Source organism: Pseudomonas sp. K5002 (assembly GCF_013386655.1).
In the GTDB taxonomy this organism is placed as follows: domain Bacteria; phylum Pseudomonadota; class Gammaproteobacteria; order Pseudomonadales; family Pseudomonadaceae; genus Aquipseudomonas.
In genome coordinates, this window is the sequence record NZ_JACARK010000286.1 from 1 (window position 1) to 2646 (window position 2646).

2 protein-coding genes, 3 tRNA genes and 1 pseudogene are annotated in these 2646 nt (G+C 58.8%); all 6 read left to right on the top strand.

The genetic code is table 11. From position 1 onward, the window contains the following. Positions 1 to 1068 (top strand): glutamate--tRNA ligase (locus HX846_RS14845; protein WP_178965630.1); only part of this gene is annotated, 1068 nt, incomplete at its 5' end. Positions 1069 to 1215: 147 nt separating this feature from the next. Next, a tRNA-Ala gene (locus HX846_RS14850) sits at positions 1216 to 1291 on the top strand. A 79-nt stretch (positions 1292 to 1370) separates the two neighbouring features. Then, a tRNA-Glu gene (locus tag HX846_RS14855) sits at positions 1371 to 1446 on the top strand. 50 nt (positions 1447 to 1496) lie between these two features. Continuing rightward, a tRNA-Ala gene (locus HX846_RS14860) sits at positions 1497 to 1572 on the top strand. Positions 1573 to 1854: 282 nt separating this feature from the next. Next, entirely contained in the window at positions 1855 to 2394 is a 540-nt protein-coding gene (locus tag HX846_RS14865) for a TetR/AcrR family transcriptional regulator (RefSeq protein ID WP_003214462.1), read from the top strand. A 28-nt stretch (positions 2395 to 2422) separates the two neighbouring features. Further along, positions 2423 to 2646: pseudogene (locus HX846_RS14870) on the top strand (alpha/beta hydrolase); the annotation flags it as partial.

Consider the following 2646-nt stretch of genomic DNA (forward strand, 5'->3'; position numbering starts at 1 on the left):
AAGGAAGAAGTGGCCCGGCGCCTGGCTGCCGGCGAGCCGCACGTTATCCGCATGAAGGTGCCGAGCGAAGGCGTGTGCGTGGTGCCGGACATGCTGCGCGGTGACGTCGAGATCCCGTGGGACCGCATGGACATGCAAGTGCTGATGAAGACCGACGGCCTGCCGACGTACTTCCTGGCCAACGTGGTGGACGACCACCTGATGGGCATCACCCACGTACTGCGTGGCGAAGAGTGGCTGCCATCGGCGCCGAAACTGATCCTGTTGTACGAGTACTTCGGCTGGGAACAACCGCAGCTGTGCTACATGCCGCTGCTGCGTAACCCGGACAAGAGCAAGCTGTCCAAGCGCAAGAACCCGACCTCGGTGACTTTCTACGAGCGCATGGGCTTCATGCCCGAAGCGATGCTCAACTACCTGGGCCGCATGGGCTGGTCGATGCCGGACGAGCGCGAGAAGTTCTCGTTGCAGGAAATGGTCGATAACTTCGACCTGTCCCGTGTGTCCCTGGGTGGGCCGATCTTCGACATCGAGAAACTGTCGTGGCTCAACGGCCAGTGGCTGCGTGACCTGCCGGTGGAAGAGTTCGCCAGCCGCGTGCAGCAATGGGCGTTGAACCCCGAGTACATGATGAAGATCGCGCCGCTGGTGCAGGGCAGGGTGGAGACCTTCAGCCAGGTCGCACCGTTGGCGAGTTTCTTCTTTGCCGGTGGCGTGAACCCGGACGTGAAGCTGTTTGAGTCGAAGAAACTCTCGGGTGACCAGGTTCGCCAGTTGATGCAGTTGATCCTGTGGAAGCTCGAAAGCCTGCGCCAGTGGGAGAAGGATGCGATTACCGCGACTATCCAGGCGGTGGTTGAATCCCTGGAACTGAAATTGCGCGATGCCATGCCGCTGATGTTTGCCGCGATCACCGGGCAGGCGAGTTCGGTGTCGGTGCTCGATGCGATGGAAATTCTGGGCCCGGACCTGACTCGCTTCCGTCTGCGCCAAGCCCTTGATTTGCTTGGTGGTGTGTCGAAGAAAGAAAACAAGGAATGGGAAAAGCTGCTGGGCGCTATCGCTTAAGCACGCCGTTGTAACGGCCAAACCCCGGTTTTCCGGGGTTTGCTCGGTAAGTGATTGTTATCTCGGCAAAAAATTTTGAAAATTGTTGAAAATAAATTTGACACGTTTCGAATACGCCATTAAGATTCGCCCCGTCCTCACCGACGAGGGGCTATAGCTCAGCTGGGAGAGCGCTTGCATGGCATGCAAGAGGTCAACGGTTCGATCCCGTTTAGCTCCACCAATTTACAGGTTCAAGGTCTGGCCACACCGTCCTTGAATTCGATCAGACTCAGCCTGATCACGTTGTATAGAAGGTTTGTGTCCCCTTCGTCTAGTGGCCTAGGACACCGCCCTTTCACGGCGGTAACAGGGGTTCGAGTCCCCTAGGGGACGCCAGTTTCAACAAGCAGTTCGAAAGGTCTGCTGCGCCGCGAGGCGAAAAATCCGGGGCTATAGCTCAGCTGGGAGAGCGCTTGCATGGCATGCAAGAGGTCAACGGTTCGATCCCGTTTAGCTCCACCAATTTACAGGTTCAAGGTCTGGCCACACCGTCCTTGAATTCGATCAGTTCTCAGCGCTGATCAGTTGTACAGAAGGTTTGTGTCCCCTAGGGGACGCCACGATTACCCGCTCTGCGGGATTTTTAAGGGTCATTCAATTATTGAATGGCCCTTTTGTTTGTCTGGCGTTTAGCCAATCCTCTTTCCTTTTTCCCTGAGTGTTCTTCTGACCAATGGTCATGCCTGTGGCTTGCGAAATATTATTATGGTAATAATATTCGAGGCATGAGATTCGGAGGCAACGATGAACGATAAAAAAGCGCAAACCCGCGAACGCATTCTGCAAGCGGCCGGCGCCGCCCTGGTACAACGCGGCCCGGCCGAGCCGAGTGTGGGCGAAGTCATGGGCGCGGCAGGGCTTACCGTCGGCGGTTTCTACGCGCACTTTGAAAGCAAGGACGCACTGATGCTGGAGGCCTTCACCGAGTTGCTGGCCCGGCGTCGCGCCGCCGTCGATGACATGGACTCCTCGCTGACCGGTGAAGAGCGTCGCGCGCTGGTCGCAGCGTTCTACCTGTCGCGTAAACACCGTGACTCCACCAGCCAGGCGTGCCCGATCCCGTCCACCGTGGGCGAGATGAGCCGCCTGCCGGACGAATTTCGCCAGGCCTTGAACGAACACTGCGAACTGATGGCAGCACAGCTGGCCGCCAGCCCGGAAGACACCGACAAGGCCTTGGCCGACATGGCACTGATGATCGGTGGCTTGTCGCTGGCCCGCGCCCTGGGCCCGGGTGAGTTATCGGATCGTGTGTTGCGTGCGGCCAAGTCCGCAGTGCGTTAAGAACGGCTTCTGGCCTGAGGGATGAGCGATGGGCACGTTGAAATGGATTCGTGGCGTCAATGGCACCTTGGGCCGGCTGGCGCCGCAAACGGTGGCTAGCAAGATGCGTCGGGTGTTCATGACGCCTCGCGATTTGCCGCCCCGTGACTGGGAGCTGCCGCTGCTGGCGCAGTCCGAGCGCATCACTTTGCGTTTCGGCCTGTCGGCGCTGAAGTGGGGCCAGGGCCCTGCGGTGCTGTTGATGCACGGCTG

Coding starts and splice junctions, on each gene's coding strand:
- HX846_RS14865 (WP_003214462.1), top strand. CDS start 1,855: ATGAACGATAAAAAAGCGCAAACCCGCGAACGCATTCTGCAAGCGGCC.